The organism is Enterobacter cloacae complex sp. S3, from assembly GCF_014930495.1.
GTDB lineage: Bacteria > Pseudomonadota > Gammaproteobacteria > Enterobacterales > Enterobacteriaceae > Enterobacter > Enterobacter asburiae_B.
The window spans coordinates 37,756-63,073 of the sequence record NZ_JADBRD010000008.1; the positions used below are offsets into that span (position 1 = coordinate 37,756).

The following is a 25,318-nucleotide window of genomic DNA, read 5'->3' on the forward strand; positions in this document are numbered from 1 at the left end:
AATCAACAGCGGGGAAATCAACGGAAATTTCCCACTGTACAGAAAATAATCTAAAGCCTGCATTATACTTAAGGTATCGCTGACGGGCCGACAACAAGGGGGCGCTATGAACCATGTCTGGGGACTTTTCTCCCATCCCGATCGTGAAATGCATGTCATTAAAAGTGAGAACGAGACGGTCTCGCATCATTACACGCACCATGTGCTGCTGATGGCTGCGGTGCCGGTAATATGCGCTTTTATCGGAACAACACAAATCGGCTGGAACTTCGGTGACGGCACCGTGGTTCAGCTTTCCTGGTTTACCGGGCTCTATCTGGCCATCGTTTTTTATGGCCTGATGCTGGCGGGTGTGGCGATAATGGGGCGCGTCATTCACTGGATGGCGCGTAACTACCCGCAACGTCCATCGCTGGCGCACTGTATGGTCTTTGCCGGATATGTCGCGACCCCGCTGTTCTTAAGCGGTATTGTGGCGCTCTATCCACTGGTCTGGCTGTGCGCGCTGATCGGTACCATTGCCCTCTTTTACACCGGGTATCTGCTGTATCTGGGGGTTCCAACCTTCCTGAATATCAATAAAGAAGAAGGCCTGAGTTTTTCCAGTTCAACACTCGCCATCGGGGTGCTGGTGCTGGAGGCGCTACTGGCGCTGACGGTTATTCTTTGGGGTTACGGATACCGTCTCTTCTGAGTTCACTGCATTGCTGGCGTAAATGCCAGCAATGCAGCATCTGTTCACGATTATCCGCTGGCGACAACGCCCGGTGACCGCTATGATGCCGAAGCCAGCCTGTGTTTATCCGTTGATACAGGCGGTGTACGTCATGACGTGCGTGAATAATTATCAGAAGTCTCACCATGCTGAAATTCCGAGTCTCTTTACTTAGCCTGGCGCTGCTGCTGGGTGCGTCCGCTGCCGTGCCGGCCGTCGCTAAAACGCCCGCGGTGACCGCCGCTGCTGCTCAGCCGCAAATTGCGTCCGGCAGCGCGATGATTGTCGATCTCAACACCAATAAGGTGATCTACGCCAGCCATCCGGACCTGGTGCGCCCGATCGCCTCGATTACCAAATTAATGACCGCGATGGTGGTGCTTGATGCACATCTGCCGCTGGACGAAAAATTGAAAGTGGACATCAGCCACACGCCGGAGATGAAGGGGATCTACTCTCGCGTGCGGCTGAACAGTGAAATCAGCCGTAAAAATATGCTGCTGCTGGCGCTGATGTCGTCTGAAAACCGTGCGGCGGCGAGCCTGGCGCACCACTATCCGGGCGGCTATGACGCCTTTATCCGCGCGATGAACGCGAAAGCCAAAGCGCTGGGGATGACCAATACGCATTATGTTGAACCGACGGGTCTGTCGATCAACAACGTCTCCACGGCCCGCGATCTGACGAAACTGCTGATTGCCAGCAAACAGTATCCGCTGATTGGTCAGCTCAGCACCACCCGTGAAGAGATGGCGACCTTTGCGAACCCGGCCTATATGCTGCCGTTCCGCAACACTAACCATCTGGTATACCGCGATAACTGGAATATTCAGTTAACCAAAACCGGCTTTACCAACGCGGCAGGACACTGTCTGGTGATGCGCACCGTGTTTAACGGTAAGCCGGTGGCGCTGGTGGTGATGGATGCCTTCGGCAAATATACCCACTTCGCGGACGCGAGCCGCCTGCGTACCTGGATTGAAACCGGGAAAGTGCAGCCCGTTCCGGCCGCAGCATTGACGTATAAAAAGCAGAAAGCGGAACAGATGGCGACGGCGCAGAACGACTGAGTCGTTTGTACGCGCTGATGCCCTTACCCCGACCCTCTCCCGCAGGGAGAGGGCGAAAACACTAAAAACGGTAACCCAGGTTACCGTTTTGCGTTTATTCCGGCAGCGTCCAGTCCCCATCGTTGAGCGAGCGCTGCATAATCACCGTATCCCGCCAGTCGCCTTTCTTATACCCCACGCTGCGCAGCTGACCGACAATCTCGAAGCCGTGCTTTTTATGCAGCCGCAGCGAGCCGGCATTATTGTTGCCATCGCCCACAACGGCAATCATCTGCCGCCACGGGCCTTGCTCGCAGCGGGCGATCAGCGCATCCATTAATGCCGAGCCAAAACCGCGCCCGGTAATGCTGGCATCCACGTAAATCGACTCTTCCAGGGTATAGCGGTAGGCGTGTCGCGGGCGGTAAGGCGTGGCGTAGCAGTAGCCCACCACGATGCCGCGATACAGCGCGATAAGCCACGGCAAACCGCTCTCAGCCACGCTTTTCATACGCTGACGCATTTCGTCGATGGTAGGGGGGACTTCTTCAAATGACGCGCGCCCGTGCAGCACATGCCATGCATAGATGGCGGCGATGGCATGCACATCATCGGGAAGGGCATCGCGCACTTCCAGTTCGGTCTCGGATAAAACATCAACAGCCGACATGATGTGCCTGCTCCTCGTTATAGAAAGCCGGAGAAACGTTCCTCCGGCGTCAGACGGTTACTCTATTACGATTAAGGCGCGCTAAACAATCTCTCAAATTTGGCTATAGGAATTAATCAGACGCTTGCGTTACGCGCTGCTCCGCGTCCGCGCTCTCTTTCCAGTATTTCTTCCGCGTTGTTTTACCAATGCCGGGATTCATGCTGTTTGTAGGGTCATTCTCGCGATAAAACTGCTTAAGTGCGTCAGGGGCTTTATAAAGATGCCCGACGTTATGTTCCGCAGGATATTGTGCGCCGCGTTCACGCAGCAGGGCGAGCATCTGCTCCTTCAGTTCGTGCGCATCGACCCCTTTTTTGACGATGTAATCCTGATGGAAGACATAACACATAAAGTGGCCGTAATAGAGCTTATGCACCAGCTTGCTGTCGATTTCCGGCGGGAGGTGCTCAAACCACTCGGTGTCGTTACGTCGCAGGGCGATATCCAGCGCCAGAATGTCTTCCACCTCTTCCGAATGCACCGCCTGATAACGGATGGCGGCGCCCGCGGCGGCAAAACGGTGCAGGAACGCTTTGCTGCCCTCTTCAGGCGTACAGGCAAAGAAATCCCCTTCGGCGGTTTTGAAGAATTCGGTCAGCCAGGACTGCGCTTCGGCAATTCCGTCCCCGGCCATTTTCAGCAGCAGGTGGTGCTCGTACTTATCGCGCCAGGTTTTCATTCGCTCCGGCAGATGCGCCGGGAAAACGTTGCCCAGCTTCTGCATAAAGCGGTCGGTGAAGTGGGGTTTGAACAGCGACACCTTCTCCAGCATCGCGTCGGTGCGGCCCTTCATGGTGAAGAAGAACGGCATTTTGTCGGTGCCGAGCTTGTCGATCATCAGGAACGTATCTTTGCCGTAACGCTCGGCGATGTCGTAAATGTCCCGGTGCATGTACTCGCCCGCCACCGGCAGATGGGTGAATTCGCCCAGAATATGACGACGAATTTCGGTCAGAACCTCAGGCTGATTGGTACCAATGTAAAACACCTGCTGCTTTTTCTCCGCCGGGAAGGTATCCAGACGTACGGCAAACACGGCCAGCTTCCCGGCGCAGCCGGAGGATTCAAACAGGCGGTCCGGGTCGGCGTTGTAGCGCGCCGGCGTATCGGCGTCGATATCCCGCACGCGGGTGACGTAGTCGTGATCGTGCGCATGACGACCGTCGTGCTGAACGTCTTCGTCCTTCACGCGATCGTCGTCGAGCTTGCTGAGGATCTGTTCCGGCGTTACGCCGAGATCGATACCCAGATGGTTCACCAGCGTCAGCTTGCCGTTTTCGTCAATACGGGCAAACAGCGACATCTCGGTGTAGGCCGGGCCGCGCTGCACCAGCGAACCGCCGGAGTTGTTGCAGATCCCACCGACCACCGAGGCGCCAATGCAGGAGGAGCCAATCACCGAGTGCGGCTCACGGCCCAGCGGCTTAAGCGCTTTTTCCAGGGAGTAGAGCGTCGTGCCGGGGAACGCGAGCACCTGCTCGCCTTTATCCAGCAGGTGCAGTTTGTCGAGGCGCAGGGTGCTGATAATCACGATGTCGCGATCGTAATCGTTGCCGTTCGGCGTGGAGCCTTCGGTCAGGCCGGTATTGGCGGCCTGCATTAAAATAATCTTGTCGGCGGCGACGCATGCGCTCAGCACGCGCCACAGCTCCAGCAGCGTGCCGGGGAAGACCACCGCCAGCGCCTCGCCCTGACCGGAGCGGAAACCTTTGCGGTAGCGGGCGGTTTTGGCCGGGTCGGTAAGCAGGTGAGAGGAGCCAACCAGGCGCGACAGTTCGTTAATAAAAGTCGTGTTATCGTTTGTTCGAACAGAAGTCATCTTCCACTCCTTGTGGTGGGGCAAATTTCTCGCTGTAAAGCATAGCGCGATTAACTGTTAAGCGGTCGAGTATTCACGAGAAAAATCAGAGAATAACCCTGCAACGTTTCGAGGGTTTGTGGCACACTGCGCTTTTCGCACGGTATGGCCGAGATCGTCCGGCGGTTATTGATGAGAGAGTAAAACGACATGAAATGGCTATGTTCTGTAGGTGTCGCCGTCAGCCTGGCGCTGCAACCTGCGCTGGCAGAGGATTTGTTTGGTAATCACCCGCTCACGCCTGAAGCACGGGACGCGTTTGTCACGGAATTGCTCAAGAAAATGACGGTTGATGAGAAAATCGGCCAGCTGCGTCTTATCAGCGTCGGTCCGGATAACCCGAAAGAGGCCATCCGCGAGATGATCAAAGACGGGCAGGTTGGAGCCATCTTTAATACCGTCACCCGCCAGGATATCCGCAAGATGCAGGATCAGGTGATGGATCTCAGCCGCCTGAAAATTCCGCTGTTCTTTGCCTATGACGTGGTGCACGGCCAGCGTACCGTCTTCCCGATTAGCCTCGGTTTAGCCTCTTCCTTTAACCTCGACGCGGTGAAAACCGTCGGGCGCGTGTCGGCTTATGAAGCGGCGGACGACGGCCTGAACATGACCTGGGCGCCAATGGTGGACGTCTCGCGCGATCCGCGCTGGGGCCGCGGTTCGGAAGGCTTTGGTGAAGACACCTATTTAACCTCCACGATGGGGAAAACCATGGTGGAAGCGATGCAGGGCAAAAGCCCGGCGGATCGCTACTCGGTGATGACCAGCGTCAAACACTTCGCGGCCTATGGCGCGGTTGAAGGCGGGAAAGAGTACAACACCGTCGACATGAGCCCGCAGCGCCTGTTCAACGACTACATGCCGCCGTACAAGGCAGGGCTGGATGCGGGCAGCGGCGCGGTGATGGTAGCGCTGAACTCGCTGAACGGCACGCCTGCGACGTCCGATTCCTGGCTGCTGAAAGACGTCCTGCGCGATCAGTGGGGCTTTAAGGGCATCACCGTTTCCGACCACGGCGCGATTAAAGAGCTGATTAAGCACGGTACCGCCTCCGATCCGGAAGACGCGGTGCGCGTGGCGCTCAAGTCGGGCATCAACATGAGCATGAGCGACGAGTACTACAGCAAATACCTGCCGGGGCTGGTGAAGAGCGGCAAGGTCACAATGGCGGAGCTGGACGATGCCGCGCGCCACGTGCTGAACGTGAAATACGACATGGGGCTGTTTAACGATCCGTACAGCCATCTGGGGCCGAAGGATTCTGACCCGGCAGATACCAACGCTGAAAGCCGTCTGCACCGCAAAGAAGCGCGTGACGTGGCGCGCGAAAGCCTGGTGCTGCTGAAAAACCGCCTCGACACGCTGCCGCTGAAAAAATCCGGCACCATTGCCGTGGTGGGCCCGCTGGCCGACAGCAAGCGCGACGTGATGGGCAGCTGGTCTGCCGCAGGCGTGGCCGACCAGTCCGTGACCGTGCTGACCGGGATTAAGAGTGCCGTGGGTGATAACGCGAAAGTGGTGTACGCCAAAGGGGCGAACGTCACCAACGATAAAGACATCGTCACCTTCCTCAACCAGTACGAGGAAGCGGTGAAGGTCGATCCGCGCACGCCGAAGGAGATGATCGACGAGGCGGTGAATACCGCGAAACAGTCTGACGTGGTTGTCGCGGTCGTGGGCGAAGCGCAGGGTATGGCGCACGAGGCCTCCAGCCGTACCGACATCACCATTCCGCAGAGCCAGCGCGATCTGATCGCCGCCCTGAAAGCCACCGGCAAGCCGCTGGTGCTGGTACTGATGAACGGTCGTCCGCTGGCGCTGGTGAAAGAGGACCAGCAGGCTGACGCCATTCTGGAAACCTGGTTCGCTGGTACCGAAGGCGGTAACGCCATCGCCGACGTGCTGTTTGGTGATTACAACCCGTCGGGCAAGCTGCCGATGTCCTTCCCGCGCTCCGTTGGGCAGATCCCGGTCTACTACAGCCACCTGAACACCGGTCGCCCGTATAACGCCGACAAGCCGAACAAGTACACGTCCCGTTACTTCGACGAAGCTAACGGCCCGCTGTATCCGTTTGGTTACGGTCTGAGCTACACCAGCTTCAAGGTTTCTGACGTGAAAATGTCGGCGCCGACCCTGAAGCGTGACGGCAAAGTTACCGCCAGCGTCGAGGTGACCAACACCGGCAAGCGCGAAGGGGCAACGGTGATCCAGATGTACGTGCAGGATGTCACCGCCTCGATGAGCCGTCCTGTTAAGCAGCTGCGCGGCTTCGAGAAGGTCAATCTGAAGCCTGGCGAAACCCAAACCATCAGCTTCCCGATTGACGTGGAGGCGCTGAAGTTCTGGAACCAGCAGATGAAATACGATGCGGAACCGGGCAAGTTTAACGTCTTTATCGGGGTGGATTCTGCCCGCGTGAATAAAGGCGAGTTCGAGCTGCTGTAACCTTCCCTTCTTTGCATCCCCCGGCTTCCGGGGGATGCGTCTTACGTTATGCTAAAAAGGCATTTTGCCGGGTAAATCCGCTGTTTTAAGCTACGCTTTTCTCTCAAGCCTCTGAAAAAGGCGATAAAAAAATGAGGATAGCGGAATGACGATTGCAAAGGGGATGTTGGGATCTGCGGTGCTGCTGGCGGCGCTAAGCCTGCCGTTACAGGCGGCGGAGCCGGTAAAAGTGGGCTCAAAGATCGATACCGAAGGCGCGCTGCTCGGCAATATTATTTTGCAGGTGCTGGAAAGCCACGGCGTGAAAACCGTCAATAAAGTTCAGCTGGGCACCACGCCCGTCGTGCGCGGGGCGATCACCTCCGGCGAGCTGGATATCTATCCGGAATACACCGGCAACGGGGCATTCTTCTTCAAAGATGAAAACGATCCGGCATGGAAAAACGCCAAAGCCGGGTATGAGAAAGTCAAAAAACTGGACGCAGAACAGAACAAGCTGGTCTGGCTGACGCCGGCCCCGGCCAACAACACCTGGACTATCGCCGTGCGCAAGGACGTGGCGGAGAAAGGTAAGCTGACTACGCTTGCGGATCTCAGCCGCTATCTGAAAGAGAAGGGCGACTTTAAGCTGGCAGCGTCCGCGGAGTTTATCGAGCGTCCTGACGCGCTCCCGGCGTTCGAAAAAGCCTACGACTTCAAGCTTGACCAGGCGCAGCTGCTCTCGCTGGCGGGCGGGGATACGGCGGTAACCATTAAGGCGGCGGCGCAGCAAACTTCCGGCGTTAACGCGGCAATGGCCTACGGCACCGACGGCCCGGTGGCGGCGCTCGGCCTGCAAACCCTGACCGATCCAAAAGGCGTACAGCCGATTTACGCCCCGACCCCGGTCGTGCGCGAGGCGGTGCTGAAAGCCTATCCGGATATTGCAGAATGGCTCAAGCCGGTCTTCGAAAAACTGGATGAAAAAACGCTGCAACAGCTGAATGCCAGCATTGCCGTCGAGGGGCTGGATGCCAAAAAAGTGGCCGCCGACTTCCTGAAACAACAAGGGCTTGTGAAGTAACGGGAAAGGGCTGTGCCAATAAAATGTCATAACCGCGTACTGCTGCTGTTGGCCTGCGTGGCCATCGCGGCAGTCGCGCTGCCGTTTGTGAATGTCGCCCCTAACCGCCTGATGTCAGGGGAGGGGCGCTCTCTCTGGGACGTCTGGTCCTTTACGCCGTGGTGGCTGACGGCGGCGCTGGCCGCGTGGGTTGCTCTTTCATTCTGGCAAGGGCGCACGGCGCAGTGGCTGACGCTGCTCCTCGCTGAAGGGCTGTTTATCATCCTGTTCTGGGGGGCCGGGCAGGCGGCGACGCATATGGCGTCAGCGGAAAGTCCGCTGGCGAGAACCACGGTGGGCAGCGGCCTCTGGCTGTGGCTGGCGCTGTGTCTGCTGGCCAGCAGCGACGCCATTCGTCGACTCATCTCCAGCGGCGTCTGGCGCTGGGTGCTCAACGCGCAGATATGGTGCATTCCCTTGTTCCTGCTGTTCAGCGGTGAGCTGAACAATCTCTCGCTGCTGAAAGAGTACGCCAACCGTCAGGAGGTGTTTGATGATGCCCTGGCGCAACACCTGACGATCCTTTTTGGCACGCTGATCCCGGCTCTGCTGATCGGGATACCGCTCGGCATGTGGTGCTATCGTCATCCTTCACGCCAGGGTGGGGTGTTTGCCGTGCTCAACGTGATCCAGACCATACCTTCCGTCGCGCTGTTTGGCCTGCTGATTGCCCCGCTGGCGGGGCTGGTGAAGTCATTTCCGGTGCTGGGTACGCTCGGCATAGCCGGAACGGGGTTAACGCCCGCGCTTATCGCGCTGGTGCTGTATGCGTTGCTGCCGCTGGTGCGCGGCGTGGTCGCGGGGCTGGGTCAGGTCGCGCCGGATGTGCTTGAAAGCGCCCATGCGATGGGGATGAGCGCGCGGCAGTGTTTCTGGAAAATTCAGCTGCCGCTGGCGCTGCCCCTGCTGCTGCGCAGCCTGCGGGTGGTGGCGGTACAAACCGTCGGCATGGCGGTGATAGCGGCGCTGATTGGTGCGGGCGGCTTTGGCGCGCTGGTGTTTCAGGGGCTGCTCAGCAGTGCCCTCGATCTGGTGTTACTGGGCGTGGTGCCCACGATTGCGCTGGCGGTTGTCGTCGACGCGCTGTTTGCCTTATGGCTCGCGCTGCTCAGGAGAAGAGCCAATGATTGAATTTCATGATGTCAGTAAAACCTTTGCCGGTCGCCCGGCGGCGAGCCACCTGAATCTGAACTTTGCCGAGGGAGCGTTTTCCGTGCTGATTGGCACCTCGGGCTCGGGAAAATCCACCACCCTGAAGATGATCAACCGCCTGGTTGAGCACGACAGCGGGCTGATCCGCTTTGCCGGGGAAGAGATCCGCAGTCTGCCGGTGCTGGAGCTGCGCCGCCGGATGGGCTATGCCATTCAGTCTATCGGCCTGTTTCCGCACTGGACGGTGGCGCAGAACATCGCCACCGTGCTGCAGCTGGAGAAATGGTCGCGGGTGAAAATCGCCGACCGGGTGGATGAACTCATGTCGCTCCTGGGGCTGGAGCCCGCGCTGCGCGATCGCTATCCGCACCAGCTTTCCGGAGGCCAGCAGCAGCGCGTGGGCGTGGCGCGCGCGCTGGCGGCTAACCCGCAGGTACTGCTGATGGATGAACCCTTCGGCGCGCTGGATCCGGTCACGCGCGGGGCGCTGCAGGCGGAGATGACCCGCATTCACCGCATTCTCGGACGCACGATCGTTCTCGTGACGCACGATATTGATGAAGCTCTGCGCCTGGCCGACCATCTGGTGCTGATGGATCATGGCGAAGTGGTGCAGCAGGGCTCGCCGCTTGAGCTATTAACATGGCCGAAGAACGACTTTGTGCGCGAGTTTTTTGGCCGCAGCGAGCTGGGCGTGAGGCTGCTCTCCCTGCGGACGGTCAGCGACTATATGCGTCGGGAGGAGGTACCGGTGAGCGGCGAACCGCTGCAGGCGCAGATGAGCCTGCGGGATGCCCTCTCGGCGTTTGTCGCGCGTCAGTGCGAGGTATTGCCCGTCTCGGACTCCCGCGGTACGCCGTGCGGAACCTTACATTTTCGCGATCTGCTGGCCGGGGAGGTGACGCGTGAAGGCACTGCGTGATCCGCTCCTCTGGCTGGTAGCGCTCTTTGTCGCCTTACTGTTTCTGATGCCCCACAGCGCGGCGCTGTTTAATGCTCTTTTCCCGGGGCTGCCGCGGCCGGTCTATCAGCAGGAGAGCTTCATTAATCTCGCTCTGGCGCATCTCTGGCTGGTGGCGCTCTCAAGCGCCATCGCGGTTGTGTTGGGGGTAGGGGCAGGCATCGCGGTCACGCGGCCTGCGGGCAAGGAGTTTCGTCCGCTGGTGGAAACGATAGCGGCGATTGGCCAGACGTTTCCCCCGGTGGCGGTGCTGGCGATAGCGGTTCCGGTGATGGGCTTTGGTCAGCAGCCCGCCATTATCGCGCTGATTTTATACGGCGTATTGCCGGTGCTGCAGGGCACGCTGGCGGGCCTCGCGGCGGTACCGGCGTCGGTGCTGAGCGTGGCAGAAGGGATGGGGATGAGTCGCGGCCAGCGGCTGCGCAAGGTTGAACTGCCACTTGCGGCGCCGGTTATCATTGCCGGGATCCGCACGTCGGTGATTATTAACATCGGGACGGCGACCATTGCGTCTACGGTCGGTGCCAATACGCTGGGAACGCCGATTATTATCGGCCTGAGCGGGTTTAATACGGCTTATATCGTGCAGGGGGCGGTGCTGGTCGCGCTGGCGGCAATCGTCGTCGATCGCCTTTTTGAGCGGCTGGCGCTGTACCTCAGCCGACACCGCCGCGAACAATAAACGAGTATCCTGCCAGCATCACGCCGCCGATACCGCTCACGGCCATCAGGACAAAAAGGGTAATAATGGCCAGTTTGGTTGCCTTCATCATGTGCTCCTGTTGTTAACGGAACAATTATACGGTGAAGCGCAGCTGTTAATGAACCATTAAATGCCGTTATGGCTCATCCGGGCCAAGGGAATAAACCGGGTAACCATTCTCTCGCCATTCCGTCAGCAGCTGTTGCTGCGTGGCGGACGGCACTTCTCCACACCAGACCAGCAGGGTCTGACCGTCGAAAAACTCGGGCTTAAGCTGCGCCAGCGAGTGCGCCAGGACATCCACGCGCCAGCCCTTCTGGGTCGCAATCCACGCTTCCAGCCACAGGCGGGTGGTATCGTGCACGTTCCAGCCGACCACCAGCGCATCTTTTCCGGCTTTGTTCTTCGCTGAGGCAAGGCAGACGGCAATATAGTTGATCAGCACCCCGTCGAGCATGCTGAGCAGCGCCTGCAGGGTGGACTGCTGGCATTGCAGACGTCGACGGAGCGGAATGAAAAGATGGGAGATCAGCGTCTGTGCCGGATAGTCGCGGCCCTGCTCTTTTATCCATGCGCGCAGGCGCTGAAGATTCCCCGCCTGCAGAAGCCGCAGCAGGGTTTCCTGTTGTTCGCGCCAGAGGTGTTGCGTGTCCGGGTCATCATGGCTCAGCAGGGACTTCACTTTGCCGACCTGCACTCCGTTGTCGATCCAGCTTTTAATTTCGCGGATGCGGTCGATATCGGCCTCATTGAAAAGGCGATGCCCACCGTCGGTCCTCTGCGGTTTAAGCAATCCATACCGTCGCTGCCACGCCCGTAGGGTAACGGGATTGATATCACAAAGGAGTGCCACTTCACCTATCGTGTAAAGCGCCATATTCGCCCCCTGGCTTACGCGTTCCCAGCTTAACTGTAGACCCACTTTGGCGAACCAGGAAGGATTGATTGATTTTTGAACAAACAATGCGAAGCATGCGCGATATTCAGAAAAAGGTGTGATAACGGACACGATTTTGCGCTTTTTTGGGATGCTTCAAAGAAAGTAAACCCGCATCAGTGTATGTTACGCGTTTTTAGCGTGTGCGGTTTTGAGTATGTACGAGTTTAATCTGGTGCTGCTGTTGCTTCAGCAGATGTGCGTGTTTCTTGTCATTGCCTGGCTGATGAGCAAAACGCGCCTGTTTATCCCGCTGATGCAGGTTACCGTACGTCTGCCGCATAAGCTGCTCTGCTACGTTACCTTCTCTATTTTCTGCATTATGGGGACCTATTTTGGCCTCCATATCGAAGACTCTATTGCCAACACGCGCGCTATCGGCGCGGTGATGGGCGGGCTGCTGGGCGGTCCCGTCGTCGGTGGCCTTGTTGGCTTAACCGGGGGGCTGCATCGCTATTCCATGGGCGGAATGACGGCGCTCAGCTGTATGATCTCAACGATCGTGGAAGGGCTGCTCGGCGGCCTGGTGCACAGCTACATGATCAAACGCGGCCGCCCGGATAAAGTCTTTAGCCCGCTTACCGCCGGTGCCATTACCTTTGTGGCCGAAGTGGCGCAGATGGCGATCATTCTGCTCATTGCCCGTCCGTTTGAAGATGCGCTGCACCTGGTCAGCAGTATTGCCGCTCCGATGATGGTCACCAACACCGTGGGTGCGGCGCTGTTTATGCGCATTCTGCTCGACAAGCGCGCCATGTTTGAGAAGTACACCTCGGCGTTTTCCGCCACGGCGCTGAAGGTCGCCGCCTCGACCGAAGGGATCCTGCGCCAGGGGTTTAACGAAGAGAACAGCATGAAGGTCGCGCAGGTGCTCTACAAGGAGCTGGATATCGGCGCGGTGGCCATAACCGATCGCGAGCGGCTGCTGGCCTTTACCGGCACCGGGGACGATCACCATCTGCCGGGTAAACCGATCTCCTCAGCCTATACGCTGCGCGCCATTGAAACCGGTGAGGTGGTGTATGCCGACGGTAACGAAGTGCCTTACCGCTGTTCGCTGCATCCGCAGTGCAAGCTGGGCTCCACGCTGGTGATTCCGCTGCGCGGGGAAAATCAGCGGGTGATGGGGACTATCAAGCTGTATGAGGCCAAAAACCGTCTGTTCAGCTCCATCAACCGCACGCTGGGGGAGGGGATAGCCCAGCTGCTGTCCGCGCAAATCCTCGCCGGGCAGTATGAGCGGCAGAAAGCCCTGCTGACGCAGTCCGAAATTAAGCTGCTGCATGCTCAGGTCAACCCGCATTTCCTGTTTAATGCCCTCAACACGCTCAAAGCGGTGATCCGCCGCGACAGCGATCAGGCCGCGCAGCTGGTGCAGTTTCTGTCGACCTTTTTCCGTAAGAACCTGAAACGGCCGTCTGAGATCGTGACCCTCGCCGATGAGATTGAGCACGTGAATGCCTATCTGCAGATCGAGCAGGCGCGTTTCCAGTCGCGCCTGCAGGTGTCGCTCTCCGTTCCGGACGAGCTGGCGTATCAGCATCTCCCGGCCTTTACCCTGCAGCCTATTGTCGAAAACGCCATTAAACACGGCACGTCACAGCTTCTGGGAACGGGGGAGATAACCATTGCCGCCAGCCGTTTCAACCACCATCTGGTGCTGGATATTGAAGATAATGCCGGGCTTTACCAGCCTTCCGCCTCGGGCGGTTTAGGGATGAGCCTGGTGGATAAACGCCTGCGCGCCCATTTTGGCGACGACTGCGGCATTACCGTCGCCTGTGAGCCAGACCGATTTACCCGTATTACCGTACGACTGCCGCTGGAGGAAAACGCATGTTAAGAGTGCTGATCGTGGATGACGAGCCGCTGGCACGAGAAAACCTGCGCGTTCTGCTGCAGGAGCAGCCTGATATTGAGATTGTGGGGGAGTGCGCGAACGCCATTGAGGCCATCGGCGCGGTGCACAAGCTGCGCCCGGACGTGCTGTTCCTCGACATTCAAATGCCCCGCATCAGCGGGCTGGAGATGGTCGGCATGCTCGACCCGGCGCATCGCCCCTATATCGTGTTTCTGACGGCGTTCGACGAATATGCCGTTAAGGCTTTTGAGGAGCACGCGTTTGACTATTTACTCAAGCCGATTGAAGAGAAGCGTCTGGAAAAAACGCTCACCCGTTTACGCCAGGAGCGAACCGTACAGGACGTCACGCTGCTGCCGGAAAACCAGCAGCCGCTGAAGTTTATCCCCTGCACCGGGCACAGCCGAATTTATCTTCTGCAGATGGATGATGTGGCGTTTGTCAGCAGCCGCCTGAGCGGGGTGTTTGTCACCAGCGCCGAAGGGAACGAAGGGTTTACCGAGCTGACCCTGCGCACGCTGGAGAGCCGCACGCCGCTGATCCGCTGCCATCGCCAGTATCTGGTGAACATGGCGCACCTGAAGGAGATCCGCCTGGAAGATAACGGCCAGGCCGAGCTGGTGCTGCGTGCCGGGCAAACGGTACCCGTCAGCCGTCGCTATCTCAAGAGTTTGAAAGAGGCGATTGGCCTGTAAAACTGGTACACTGCGCGCCATTGCATCATCGACATTCGAAGGCTCTATGCTAAGTAACGACATTCTTCGTAGCCTGCGCTACACCCTGAAAGCAAACAACAACGACATGGTGCGCATTCTTGCGCTGTCGGACATGGAATCCACGTCTGCCGGTTTCGATACCTGGATGACCAAAGAAGACGAAGAGGGCTTCGTTCGCTGCCCGGACATCATTCTGTCGGGTTTCCTGAATGGCCTGATTTACGACAAACGTGGCAAGGATCCGGCCGCGCCGGAGCTGGCGCTGGAGCGTCGCGTGAACAACAACACGGTGCTGAAAAAGCTGCGCATCGCGTTCTCGCTGAAAACGGACGATATTGTGGCGATCATGACCGAGCAAAAATACCGCGTATCCGTGCCGGAAGTGACCGCCATGATGCGCGCGCCGGACCACAAAAACTACCGCGAGTGCGGCGACCAGTTTCTGCGTAATTTCCTGCGCGGGCTGACCCACCGGGTGCATCACCCGAAAGCGTGATTTAGCCGGGTGGCAGCTTCGCCTTACCCGGCCTACAAAACCCGTAAGCCCGTGCAAGCGTAGCGCCGCCGGGCAAAAAAAAGCCGGAGATTATCTCCGGCTTTTTTGTTATTTCACCTGCTGGCCAGGCTTCGCGCCTTCATCAGGGCTTAACAGGAAGATATCTTTCCCGCCAGGGCCTGCGGCCATCACCATCCCTTCAGAGATGCCGAAGCGCATTTTGCGCGGCGCCAGGTTCGCCACCATCACGGTCTGACGACCGATCAGCAACTGCGGGTCCGGGTACGCAGAACGAATGCCGGAGAAGACGTTACGCTTCTCGCCGCCCAGATCCAGCGTCAGGCGCAGCAGCTTGTCAGAACCTTCCACGAATTCCGCGTTTTCGATCAGCGCCACGCGCAGGTCGACTTTGGCGAAATCGTCAAAGGTAATGGTTTCCTGAATCGGATCGTCTGCCAGCGGGCCGGTCACCGGTGCCGCAGCCGCTTTAACCTCTTCTTTAGACGCTTCCACCAGGGCTTCAACCTGCTTCATCTCGATGCGGTTGTACAGCGCCTTGAAGGTGTTCACCTTGTGGCCGAGCAGCGGCTGCGCCATGGCATCCCAGGTCAGTTCGGTGTTCAGGAACGCTTCAGCGCGGGATGCCAGCTGCGGCAGAACCGGCTTCAGGTACGTCATCAGCACGCGGAACAGGTTGATGCCCATGGAGCAGATGGCCTGCAGATCGGCATCGCGACCTTCCTGTTTGGCGACAACCCACGGTGCCTGTTCGTCCACATAGCGGTTTGCCAGGTCGGCCAGCGCCATGATTTCGCGCACGGCTTTACCGAACTCACGGGTTTCCCAGGCTTCGCCAATGGTGGCTGCCGCGTCGGTAAAGGTTTTGTACAGGGCAGGATCAGCCAGTTCAGCCGCCATCACGCCGTCAAAACGCTTGGCGATAAAGCCCGCGTTACGGGAGGCCAGGTTTACCACCTTGTTGACGATGTCCGCGTTCACGCGCTGCACGAAATCTTCCAGGTTCAGGTCGATATCGTCGATGCGGGAAGAGAGCTTCGCGGTGTAGTAGTAGCGTAGGCTGTCCGCGTCGAAGTGGTTCAGCCAGGTGCTGGCCTTAATGAACGTTCCGCGAGACTTGGACATCTTCGCGCCGTTCACCGTCACGTAGCCGTGAACGAAAAGGTTGGTTGGCTTGCGGAAGTTGCTGCCTTCCAGCATCGCCGGCCAGAACAGGCTGTGGAAATAAACGATGTCTTTACCGATAAAGTGATACAGCTCGGCAGTAGAATCTTTTTTCCAGTATTCGTCGAAGCTGACGGTGTCGCCACGCTTGTCGCACAGGTTCTTGAAGGAGCCCATGTAGCCGATTGGTGCGTCTAGCCAGACGTAGAAGTATTTGCCCGGCGCGTTCGGGATTTCAAAGCCGAAGTACGGCGCATCGCGGGAGATATCCCACTGCTGCAGGCCGGATTCGAACCACTCCTGCATTTTATTCGCCACCTGTTCCTGCAGCGCGCCGCTGCGGGTCCACGCCTGCAGCATTTCGCTGAAGGACGGCAGGTCGAAGAAGAAGTGCTCGGAGTCACGCATGACGGGCGTTGCGCCGGAAACCACGGATTTCGGCTCGATAAGCTCGGTCGGGCTGTAGGTCGCGCCGCACACTTCGCAGTTATCGCCGTACTGGTCCGGGGATTTACATTTCGGGCAGGTGCCTTTGACGAAACGGTCCGGCAGGAACATGCCTTTTTCCGGATCGTACAGCTGAGAGATGGTGCGGTTTTTGATAAAACCGTTCTCTTTCAGACGGGTGTAGATCAGCTCCGACAGCTCGCGGTTTTCGTCGCTGTGCGTGGAGTGATAGTTGTCATAGCTGATGTCAAAGCCAGCAAAATCAGTCTGATGCTCCTGACTCATTTCGGCAATCATCTGCTCCGGGGAGATCCCCAGCTGCTGCGCTTTCAGCATGATCGGCGTGCCGTGAGCATCGTCCGCACAGATGAAGTTAACCTCGTGGCCGCGCATTCGCTGGTAACGGACCCAGACATCAGCCTGGATATGCTCCAGCATGTGGCCGAGGTGGATTGAGCCGTTGGCGTACGGGAGTGCGCACGTTACCAGAATTTTCTTCGCGACTTGAGTCATAGTAGGCATTACTTCTTTTAACTGTGAAAAGGGTTTTCGATATTACCAAAAGGGGCATTATTAAGTAAGCACAAACCACGGCCTTTCAGGTAAACTTGTTCATCTAAGGTCTTATTCACAAGAACAAAGGAGTCGGGATGAGTTCTCAATCCCAGGCCAAATCACCGGAAGCCTTACGAGCAATGGTCGCCGGGACGCTGGCTAACTTTCAGCATCCAACCCTGAAGCACAATCTCACTACGCTGAAAGCGTTACACCACGTTGCCTGGCTGGACGATACCCTGCACATTGAGCTGCAGATGCCGTTCGTCTGGACCAGCGCCTTTGACGCGCTGAAAGAGCAGACCAGCTCTGAGCTGCTGCGTATTACCGGTGCGAAGGCGATCGACTGGAAGCTGAGCCACAGCATCGCCACGCTGAAGCGCGTGAAAAACCAGCCTGGCGTGAACGGCGTGAAAAATATCATTGCCGTCAGCTCGGGCAAGGGCGGGGTAGGGAAATCTTCTACCGCCGTTAACCTGGCGCTCGCGCTGGCAGCGGAAGGGGCAAAGGTCGGCATTCTGGATGCGGATATCTACGGTCCGTCTATTCCGAACATGCTGGGCGCGGAAAACCAGCGCCCCACCTCGCCGGACGGGACCCACATGGCGCCAATTATGGCGCACGGTCTGGCGACCAACTCCATCGGTTACCTGGTGACTGACGATAACGCCATGGTCTGGCGCGGCCCGATGGCCAGCAAAGCGCTGCTGCAGATGCTGCAGGAGACGATGTGGCCTGATCTGGATTATCTGGTGCTGGACATGCCGCCGGGCACCGGTGACATTCAGCTGACGCTGGCGCAGAACATTCCGGTCACGGGGGCGGTCGTCGTGACTACGCCGCAGGATATCGCGCTGATCGACGCCAAAAAAGGCATCGTGATGTTCGAGAAGGTGGAAGTGCCGGTGCTCGGTATCGTCGAGAACATGAGCGTGCACATCTGCAGCAACTGCGGTCACCACGAACCTATCTTCGGTACGGGTGGTGCAGAAAAACTGGCCGCGAAGTATCACACCCAGCTGCTGGGGCAGATGCCGCTGCACATTACCCTGCGTGAAGATCTGGACAGCGGAAAGCCCACGGTTGTCAGCCGTCCGGACAGCGAATTTGCGGAAATGTATCGCCAGCTGGCGGGACGCGTTGCGGCGCAGCTCTACTGGCAGGGCGAAATCATCCCGGGGGAAATCGCGTTCCGCGCGGTGTAATTCCTCAGCTCCTAATTGCCGGGTGGCGCTTCGCTTACCCGGCCTACAAATGGCACCATCACGTAGGTCGGGTAAGGCGAAGCCGCCACCCGACTTTAACTCAACCGATAGTGCATCAAATAATACTCTCCGTCCGGAGAATTACCCGTCGCCTCTATGTGCCAGCCGTGTCGCTGGTAAAACGCAATAGCCCGCGCATTCTTCACCAGGCACTTAAGTGAACCCGTACTGGTAAACGTCTTCTGTACGTGTTCAAGCAACTCATGCCCGACGCCCAGGCTCTGATACTGCGGATCGACAAACAGGTTGTGCAGGAAATTATCGTTCGTCCAGACGGAGGCAAAACCCAGGCGATGACCGTTCTGAACAGCAACCCAAATCACTTCGTCGCAGGTTGCCGCGTCAAAGTCTTCAAGCTGCCAGTCCGCGCTGTCCAGCCATGGCCAGGCTTCACGCCGGGCGTGGAGGTAGAGCGTGCGCAGGAAAGGGCGGTCGCTTTCCTGCCAGGGGCGAATCAGAATTGCGTTAGCGGTGATAGAAAATATCTCCATTGTAGGCTTTGTAGATCTTGCCATCAGCATCGCCGATCAGTACGTAGTTCTCACCCATGTAGGTCCAGTGGGTTCCGGCATCCGGAGCCGGCAGGTTACGCAGCTGATACTGTTTGATGGTGTACTCCGGCGTTTGGTACTGCGCCGGCGCCGTGTCGCCAATCTTGAATTTCGTAAAGTCAGCGATGAACTCTTGTTCTTCATAGGCCTTGATGCCCGATGGCGCAGCGGCCGTTTGCGGGGCAGCGAATGCGGATCCCGCCAGAGACAGTAATACACCCAGAAGCAGCAATTTACGCTTAGCCATTTTTTCTCCAGTGATATCGTTACAGATACTTTTCGTCTGCAGGTCGTGCAAAGCGGAGCAGACAGTCCATTTTAAGTATCAACGCAGGGTATGTTTGAGAAAAAATGTAACAAAAGTGGACGGTTTTGTGTAGTCAAACTGGATGATGTTTATCATTGTGGTGAATATTTTCTGTGTAATGTATTTTTAATATTTATTATTTCATTCATCAATTCTAAAAATAACTTTCTAAGTCAAAATTGGACTTCTATACGAATGCTTTCTCACTCAACAAGATTTAATATCGTCGTCGGGTGAAACGTACTCACTTACTTTTTAGAAGACTGAGTATTCTCATTGTTTTTACTAGAGAGCTGATGGGTTGCGGTTAATTATGCCATAAACTCATGTTAAGGAAAATAAATAATTAAATTTCATGGTGTTAGCTCGAATCTCTTTGCAGGTTTAACAATAAACATAACGTTAAAAAACTAATATTTATATAAATGAAAAATATAACTGCATTTTCTCTTTTATTTCTTACTGTTAGTCAGTTGGCAGGGTGTGTTTTTTCCTCAGGTCAGAACTTAAGCGTATCCGGGAAAAAAGTCATTTCTGTGGAAGAGAACAATTATCAGCTTGATAAGCGCGTGGAGATTTTTCCACTGACGCCGGGATTAATTGAAAAACTACTTCCGACCGTGTCGAAATCTCAGGCAAATCCTAATCTGGATGAGCAGATCAAAAACTGGGAATACCGTATTGGCACAGGCGACATCCTGACGGTCACCGTCTGGGATCACCCTGAATTAACGACGCCCGCGGGACAATATCGTAGTGCGAGCGATGCCGGCAACTGGGTCAACGCCGATGGTACGCTCTTTTATCCCTACGTCGGTAAGCTGCGGGTGGCGGGAAAAACGGTTTCACAGGTACGTGAAGAGATTACATCTCGACTGGATAAAGTCATTGAGAGCCCGCAGGTGGACGTCAGCGTTGCCGCCTTCCGTTCCCAAAAAGCCTATGTCACCGGAGAGGTCGAAAAATCAGGCCAGCAACCCATAACCAATATTCCGCTGACGGTGATGGATGCGGTTAACGCCGCTGGCGGTCTTTCTGCGGATGCCGACTGGCGTAACGTCGTGCTGACGCATGATGGCAAGGACTCCCGCCTTTCGCTCTATGCACTGATGCAGCATGGCGATTTGATGCAAAATAAGCTGCTTTATTCAGGCGATATCCTGTTTATTCCCCGAAACGACGCGCTGAAAGTGTTCGTGATGGGCGAGGTGGTTAAACAGAGCACGCTTAAGATGGATCGTAGCGGCATGACGCTGGCCGAAGCCCTGGGCAATGCCGGTGGGCTTAACCAAAATATGGCTGATGCAACCGGCATTTTTGTTATCAGGCAGGTAACGGAAAAAGGCGACACGGGAAAAATTGCCAACATCTATCAACTCAATGCGGAAGATGCCTCTGCCATGGTGCTGGGTACGGAATTCCAGCTGGAACCGTATGACATTGTCTACGTCACCACGGCACCGTTATCACGCTGGAATCGCGTGATCTCCCAGCTGGTGCCTACCATCAGCGGCGTCCATGACCTGACCGAAACCGTTCGTTACATCAGATCGTGGCCGCAGTAATGTTCCAGTCAATCTTAGTGGTCTGCACCGGCAATATTTGCCGTTCACCGATTGGTGAGCGGCTGTTGCGACAGCAATTACCCGGCAAGCAGGTGAACTCGGCAGGTATTTTGGGGCTTGAGGGGCATCCGGCGGATGCGGCTGCGCAGGCTGTGGCCCGGCGTCATGGTGTTTCGCTGGAGGGGCATATTGCCCGCAAGGTGACGCGTAACCTGTTGCAACAAGCCGATTTGATCCTGGTTATGGGGCCGGAACATCTCCGTTTCATTGCCACAATGGCCCCGGAGAACCGGGGAAAATCGCTGCTCTTTGGACAATGGCTGGACATCAGGGACATTCCCGACCCTTACAACAAAAGTCGTGAAGCCTATGAATATGTTTTCGAGCAATTGGGAAAAGCCAGTCAGGAATGGGCTCGTCGTTTGAGTCAATAAGGAATGAAGCCGTTATGTCGTCTTCTAAATCAGAGAAATATAAGGCTGCGACACCGCAGAATAATGAGATCGATCTTCTTCAGTTGCTTGCTGAGATGTTTGATCACCGGGTGACGATCGCGTGTGTCACGCTCCTGCTCACGGTATGTGCGGGGATCTATGCGTTCAGCGCCACGCCAGTTTATCAGGCTGATGCCCTGATACAGGTTGAAGCGAAGCAGAATAACTCACTGCTCAAGAACCTGACTCCGTTCGGGCCCGATCTCTCACCTGACGTCGCGCCGGAACTTTTACTCCTTAAATCACGGATGATCCTGGGAGAAACCATCGATCAATTAGGGTTGACGTACTACGTCAGGCGGCGCGTGTTTCCCGTCATCGGGCCTTTGTTAGAATACGTGCAGGGACGTAAATCCGCTGAAATAACGATTGGCGCGCTGACTATTCCCCTTCTGGAAGGTAAGCCACAAACGCTTTTACTCACCGTACGGGAAAAAGGGCGATATCGTCTTGAGGGAAAAACGCTTGAAGCAGACGGCATCGTGGGGAAAACGCTGCTTAAAAATGGATTATCGCTTCTGGTGACATCCCTCAGCGCAGAACCAGGCACCCAATTTACCCTCGAAACCGTCTCAAGGCTTGACGCCATCAACGCCATTCAGAACAGGCTTACGGTTGTCGAGTCGGCGAAACAAAGCGGTATGATCTCATTAACGTTAATGGGTGAAGACCCCGCCAGGATCGCCACGGTACTTAATACCATTACTGAAAATTTTCTCAGCCAGAATATTGCGCGCCAGGAAGCGAAAGATTCCCGCAGCCTCACGTTCTTACAGGAGCAATTACCTAAGATCAGCCGGGAGCTGGATGAAGCCGAAGCGAGACTGAATGCCTACAGAGAGCAACGCGATTCTGTCGACTTATCTCTGGAGGCTAAGTCAGTGCTTGATCAGGTGGTTAACGTGGAAAACCAGCTTAACGAGCTGACGTTTCGCGAAGCAGAAGTTTCCCAGCTTTTCAAAAAAGACCATCCCACCTACCGTGCCTTGCGGGAGAAGAAACAAACGCTTGAGCGGGAGCGTGCGCGCCTGAACAATCGCGTCTCATCCATGCCTTCCACGCAGCAGGAAATCTTACGCCTGAGTCGTGACGTTGAATCCGGGCGTACCATATATCTGCAGCTGCTGACGCGTCAGCAAGAGCTGAGTATATCGCGCTCCAGCGCTATCGGGAACGTGCGGATCATTGACCCCGCCATGACGCAGCCAGAGCCGATCAAACCGCGCAAAGCACTCATTATCGTACTGGGCATGCTGATCGGGTTGATGCTTTCTGCCGGAATGGTTTTAGTGCGCTCAGCCTTTAATCGGGGCATAACCTCGTCTGAACAACTGGAAGCGCAGGGGATACCGCTTCTGGCGACGCTTCCGCGCTCGGTATGGCTCTGGAAAAAAACGCACCTGCGCAGGAAAACCCTGTTTGCTTCCCGATGGAAGCACAGGACGTCGAATGTTCCTTTTTTGCCCGTTGACCGCCCGGCAGATATGTTTGTCGAGGCGGTGCGCGGGCTGCGCACCAGTCTGCATTTTACCATGATGGATGCCACAAACCGGATCGTCGTAGTGTCTGGCCCCACGCAGGACTGCGGAAAGACGCTGGTCAGTACTTCACTGGCGTCGATTGCCGCTCAGGCCGGACAGCGAGTGCTGTTTATTGACGCTGATATGCGCAAGGGATATGTCCACAATGTTTTCCAACTGCGCAATCATCGGGGATTATCCTGCGTGCTCGGAGGAGCCGTTGAGTGGCAGGAGGCGGTTCAACGCGTTGAAAAAGGCGGTTTTGATGTATTGACCTGCGGACCCCAACCTTCACATCCCGTTGAGCTGCTCATGAGTGAACGCTTCCAGGCCGTAATGTCGCAGATAGACAAACTGTATGACATCGTGATTGTCGACACCCCACCCGTGCTTGCCGTAACGGATGCCTTGCTGATAACCAGAGCAGCGGCTACCACGCTTCTGGTCGCCCGCTTTGGTAAAACCAGCGTCAAGGAGATCGAGAACTGCCTGAAACGTCTGCAGCAGATGGGTGTGCAGGTGAATGGCGCGATCCTCAATGATATCGTGAAATCGGCTGCGCTCTATTACAACTCGGGATATAGCCATTACGACTACGGTTATACCCAGGAATAAACCTGACGCGACATTTCTTTACAGCGTGATGGCGTATTGCCCGTTAAGATGACCTTCGTTAAAACATGAGGTCACAATGGATAACCGCAAAAACAGTCGACTGCGCCGCTGGGTGCGGGAAGGGATCATATTCGTTCTGCTGACGCTGGCCGTAGTGTGGGGAGTTGATCGGTACCGAAAACCGACACTCCCCGCCAGTTTTAGTGCAACACCGATGCAGAGCATCGACGGCAATATTCACGATATCGTGGCGCTGAGCCAGGAACGCCCGCTGCTGATTTACGTCTGGGCCACCTGGTGCAGTATATGCCGTTACACGACGCCTTCGGTCAATAAACTGGCGAAAGAGGGGGGCAACGTCGTAAGCATTGCCATGCGTTCCGGCGATAACGCAAAGCTTGCGCGCTGGGTTGAAAAGAAACAGCTGAAAATGCCGGTGATCAACGATGAAAACGGTGCGTTGTCGCAGCAGTGGCAGGTGAGCGTAACGCCGACGCTGGTCATTGTGTCGAAGGGTAATGTGGTCAGCACCACGACGGGCTGGACGAGTTACTGGGGATTAAAATTAAGGATGTGGTGGGCAGGCGTATAAAAATAACCCCTCTCCCGGCGGAAGAGGGGTGTTGTATTACTTAGCCAGAACTTCCTGCGCGGTGCGCTCAACCAGAGACAGCAGGATTTTAATATCTTCCAGCGTCACGGTTGGGTTCAGCAGCGTCAGCTTCAGGCAGGTGACGCCGTTGTGCTCGGTCACACCAACGTTCGCACGGCCGGATTCCAGCAGCGCATCACCAATTTTCTGGTTCAGCAGGGCGATGCCCGCGTCATCCATCTGCACCTTTCCGCGGAAGCGGAACAGAACGCTTGCCAGCTGTGGCTGCATAACCAGTTCCAGAGCAGGCTGCTCTTTCACGTAGGCTGCAACCTGCTGCGCCAGGGTCACGCCGTGGTCGATGATCGCCGCGTATTGCTCCTGACCCAGCGCTTCCAGGCTCATCCACAGCTTCAGCGCGTCAAAACGACGGGTGGTCTGCAGAGATTTGGACACCAGGTTAGGCACGCCGGCTTCTTCGTCGAATTCGGAGTTCAGGTAGGCCGCCTGATAGCGCATCAGCTCATAGTGACGCGCTTCTTTCAGCAGGAACGCGCCGCAGCTGATGGTCTGGAAGAACTGCTTGTGGAAGTCCAGGGTGACGGAATCCACCAGCTCGATGCCGTCCAGGTAGTGACGATACTGCTCAGACATCAGCAGCGCGCCGCCCCAGGCCGCATCAACGTGTACCCAGATGTTCTGCTTCGCGGCCAGCTCTGCAATCGCACGCAGCGGGTCGATAGCACCGGCATCGGTGGTGCCTGCCGTTGCGACGATCGCCAGAATCTGCTCGCCGTTCGCGTTGCACTGTTCGATTTTCACCGCCAGATCGGTCAGATCCATGCGGGAGAATTCGTCCGTTTTCACCTGCACGACGGACTGGTAGCCGAGACCCATCAGCGCCATGTTTTTCTGCACGGAGAAGTGTGCGTTTTCAGAGCACAGTACGCGAATTTTGCGCAAATCGCCGACCAGGCCGTCCTGCTGAACGGAGTGACCCTGACGCGCGAAGAACGCATCGCGAGCCAGCATCAGGCCCATCAGGTTGCTCTGGGTGCCGCCGCTGGTGAAGACACCTGCGTCGCCGGCCTGATAACCCACGCGGGTACGCAGCCACTCGATCAGCTTGATCTCGATAATGGTTGCGGACGGGCTTTGATCCCAAGAGTCCATACTCTGGTTAGTGGCGTTGATCAGCACTTCCGCCGCCTGGCTTACGACCAGGCTTGGGCAGTGCAGGTGCGCCACACACTGCGGGTGATGAACGGACAAGCTGTCTTTCAGGAAGAACTCCACGGCGCGTTCAATCGCCGCTTCGTTGCCCAGCCCTTTCGGGTTGAAATCCAGCTTAATACGGTCGCGCAGCTCTGCGACCGTTTTGCCCTGGTACATCTCAGGCTGTTTCAGCCACTGCATCACAGCCTGAGTGCTTTGTTCGATCGCCTGCTGGTAAGCTTCAATGCTCTGCGCAGAGGAGAACAAAATTGGGTTTGAATCAGACATCGTAATCAATTA

General features: G+C 56.7%; 23 protein-coding genes. 15 read left to right on the plus strand and 8 right to left on the minus strand.

The features are described from left to right. Positions 1-106 precede the first annotated feature (106 nt). Positions 107-694, plus strand: a complete 588-nt coding sequence (locus IM317_RS03560; RefSeq protein WP_033146018.1) for a Yip1 family protein — start codon at positions 107-109, stop codon at positions 692-694. Between the two features lie 167 nt (positions 695-861). Continuing rightward, positions 862-1,785 carry a D-alanyl-D-alanine endopeptidase gene (gene pbpG, locus IM317_RS03565; RefSeq protein ID WP_033146017.1) on the plus strand — a complete coding sequence of 308 codons (924 nt, stop codon included), beginning with the start codon at positions 862-864 and terminating at the stop codon, positions 1,783-1,785. Between the two features lie 94 nt (positions 1,786-1,879). Here pbpG and IM317_RS03570 read toward each other — a convergent pair whose 3' ends face one another. Both IM317_RS03570 and dld read right to left on the minus strand, forming a co-directional pair. Next, entirely contained in the window at positions 1,880-2,434 is a 555-nt protein-coding gene (locus IM317_RS03570) for a GNAT family N-acetyltransferase (RefSeq protein ID WP_033146016.1), read from the minus strand. A 112-nt stretch (positions 2,435-2,546) separates the two neighbouring features. Continuing rightward, positions 2,547-4,295 (minus strand): D-lactate dehydrogenase, encoded by a 1,749-nt coding sequence (gene dld / locus IM317_RS03575; RefSeq protein ID WP_033146015.1) that lies wholly within the window; start codon positions 4,293-4,295, stop codon positions 2,547-2,549. Positions 4,296-4,484: 189 nt separating this feature from the next. On the opposite strand from dld, the gene bglX reads away from it, so the two are divergent. From bglX to IM317_RS03600, 5 genes are all read left to right on the plus strand, one after another. Continuing rightward, entirely contained in the window at positions 4,485-6,782 is a 2,298-nt protein-coding gene (gene bglX, locus IM317_RS03580; RefSeq protein WP_033146014.1) for a beta-glucosidase BglX, read from the plus strand. A 145-nt stretch (positions 6,783-6,927) separates the two neighbouring features. Then, positions 6,928-7,845 carry an ABC transporter substrate-binding protein gene (locus IM317_RS03585; RefSeq protein ID WP_021241490.1) on the plus strand — a complete coding sequence of 306 codons (918 nt, stop codon included), beginning with the start codon at positions 6,928-6,930 and terminating at the stop codon, positions 7,843-7,845. 12 nt (positions 7,846-7,857) lie between these two features. Beyond that, positions 7,858-9,015, plus strand: a complete 1,158-nt coding sequence (locus IM317_RS03590; protein WP_033146013.1) for an ABC transporter permease — start codon at positions 7,858-7,860, stop codon at positions 9,013-9,015. Then, the gene (locus IM317_RS03595; protein ID WP_033146012.1) at positions 9,008-9,958 is read left to right on the plus strand and encodes an ABC transporter ATP-binding protein; all 951 of its coding nucleotides are present in this window, start codon (positions 9,008-9,010) and stop codon (positions 9,956-9,958) included. Before IM317_RS03590 ends, IM317_RS03595 begins: the two co-directional genes overlap by 8 nt. Then, positions 9,942-10,679, plus strand: coding sequence for an ABC transporter permease (locus IM317_RS03600; RefSeq protein ID WP_033146011.1), 738 nt, complete (start codon positions 9,942-9,944; stop codon positions 10,677-10,679). Before IM317_RS03595 ends, IM317_RS03600 begins: the two co-directional genes overlap by 17 nt. Here IM317_RS03600 and IM317_RS03605 read toward each other — a convergent pair. Both IM317_RS03605 and mlrA read right to left on the minus strand, forming a co-directional pair. Then, positions 10,654-10,767, minus strand: a complete 114-nt coding sequence (locus IM317_RS03605) for a protein YohO (protein ID WP_008500895.1) — start codon at positions 10,765-10,767, stop codon at positions 10,654-10,656. The genes IM317_RS03600 and IM317_RS03605 overlap by 26 nt on opposite strands. A 69-nt stretch (positions 10,768-10,836) precedes the next feature. Then, a complete protein-coding gene (gene mlrA, locus IM317_RS03610; protein ID WP_033146010.1) occupies positions 10,837-11,577 on the minus strand; it encodes an HTH-type transcriptional regulator MlrA in 741 nt (246 codons plus the stop codon). A gap of 217 nt (positions 11,578-11,794) precedes the next feature. Here mlrA and IM317_RS03615 point away from each other — a divergent pair, with 217 nt between their 5' ends. The 3 genes from IM317_RS03615 to IM317_RS03625 are packed head-to-tail and all read left to right on the plus strand — an operon-like array spanning position 11,795 to position 14,710. Then, positions 11,795-13,480, plus strand: a complete 1,686-nt coding sequence (locus tag IM317_RS03615; protein ID WP_023312444.1) for a sensor histidine kinase — start codon at positions 11,795-11,797, stop codon at positions 13,478-13,480. Beyond that, positions 13,474-14,193 carry a two-component system response regulator BtsR gene (btsR, locus tag IM317_RS03620; protein ID WP_023312443.1) on the plus strand — a complete coding sequence of 240 codons (720 nt, stop codon included), beginning with the start codon at positions 13,474-13,476 and terminating at the stop codon, positions 14,191-14,193. The genes IM317_RS03615 and btsR overlap by 7 nt, the downstream gene beginning before the upstream one ends. 46 nt (positions 14,194-14,239) lie before the next feature. Then, entirely contained in the window at positions 14,240-14,710 is a 471-nt protein-coding gene (locus IM317_RS03625; protein WP_023312442.1) for a DUF1456 family protein, read from the plus strand. Between the two features lie 108 nt (positions 14,711-14,818). Here IM317_RS03625 and metG read toward each other — a convergent pair whose 3' ends face one another. Continuing rightward, positions 14,819-16,852: a methionine--tRNA ligase gene (gene metG / locus IM317_RS03630; protein ID WP_033146009.1), complete on the minus strand. Its 2,034-nt coding sequence runs from the start codon at positions 16,850-16,852 to the stop codon at positions 14,819-14,821. A 137-nt stretch (positions 16,853-16,989) separates the two neighbouring features. On the opposite strand from metG, the gene apbC reads away from it, so the two are divergent. Next, positions 16,990-18,099: an iron-sulfur cluster carrier protein ApbC gene (apbC, locus tag IM317_RS03635; protein WP_033146008.1), complete on the plus strand. Its 1,110-nt coding sequence runs from the start codon at positions 16,990-16,992 to the stop codon at positions 18,097-18,099. Between the two features lie 95 nt (positions 18,100-18,194). Here the strand turns inward: apbC and IM317_RS03640 are convergent, their stop codons facing one another. After that, complete coding sequence (locus IM317_RS03640) at positions 18,195-18,674, minus strand: GNAT family N-acetyltransferase (RefSeq protein WP_033146561.1); 480 nt, start codon at positions 18,672-18,674, stop codon at positions 18,195-18,197. Continuing rightward, positions 18,625-18,957, minus strand: coding sequence for an RcnB family protein (locus IM317_RS03645; RefSeq protein WP_023336316.1), 333 nt, complete (start codon positions 18,955-18,957; stop codon positions 18,625-18,627). The genes IM317_RS03640 and IM317_RS03645 overlap by 50 nt, the downstream gene beginning before the upstream one ends. A 485-nt stretch (positions 18,958-19,442) precedes the next feature. On the opposite strand from IM317_RS03645, the gene IM317_RS03650 reads away from it, so the two are divergent. The 4 genes from IM317_RS03650 to IM317_RS03665 all read left to right on the plus strand — a co-directional run bounded on the left by IM317_RS03650 (position 19,443) and on the right by IM317_RS03665 (position 23,803). Continuing rightward, the gene (locus IM317_RS03650; RefSeq protein WP_033146007.1) at positions 19,443-20,582 is read left to right on the plus strand and encodes a polysaccharide export protein; all 1,140 of its coding nucleotides are present in this window, start codon (positions 19,443-19,445) and stop codon (positions 20,580-20,582) included. Next, on the plus strand, positions 20,582-21,016 hold the full coding sequence (locus IM317_RS03655; protein WP_033146006.1) for a protein-tyrosine-phosphatase: 435 nt from the start codon (positions 20,582-20,584) through the stop codon (positions 21,014-21,016). The genes IM317_RS03650 and IM317_RS03655 overlap by 1 nt, the downstream gene beginning before the upstream one ends. A gap of 14 nt (positions 21,017-21,030) precedes the next feature. After that, positions 21,031-23,211, plus strand: coding sequence for a polysaccharide biosynthesis tyrosine autokinase (locus IM317_RS03660; RefSeq protein WP_033146005.1), 2,181 nt, complete (start codon positions 21,031-21,033; stop codon positions 23,209-23,211). 76 nt (positions 23,212-23,287) lie between these two features. Then, positions 23,288-23,803, plus strand: coding sequence for a protein disulfide oxidoreductase (locus IM317_RS03665; protein WP_033146004.1), 516 nt, complete (start codon positions 23,288-23,290; stop codon positions 23,801-23,803). A gap of 36 nt (positions 23,804-23,839) precedes the next feature. Here the strand turns inward: IM317_RS03665 and IM317_RS03670 are convergent, their stop codons facing one another. Continuing rightward, entirely contained in the window at positions 23,840-25,306 is a 1,467-nt protein-coding gene (locus IM317_RS03670; protein ID WP_033146003.1) for an aspartate aminotransferase family protein, read from the minus strand. Between the last annotated feature and the right edge of the window lie 12 nt (positions 25,307-25,318).